Origin of the sequence: Bacillus sp. NPDC057893 (assembly GCF_042796455.1) — a bacterium.
Classification (GTDB): Bacteria; Bacillota; Bacilli; order Bacillales; family Bacillaceae_G; genus Bacillus_A.
The window spans coordinates 1,168,832-1,169,066 of the sequence record NZ_JBHVNG010000001.1; positions in this window are offsets into that span (position 1 = coordinate 1,168,832).

Here is a 235-nt window from a genome sequence, read left to right on the forward strand (position 1 = left end):
TTGAGCGCCCGTATTACCTTGAGGTCCAGTAGTGCCCGTGTTACCCTGAGCGCCTGTATTGCCTTGAGGTCCAGTAGCGCCCGTGTTACCTTGAGCACCTATATTACCTTGAGGTCCAGTGGCGCCGGTAGCACCCGTGTTACCTTGAGCACCTGTATTACCCTGAGCGCCTGTATTACCTTGAGGTCCAGTGGCACCGGTAGCGCCTGTGTTACCCTGAGCGCCTGTATTGCCT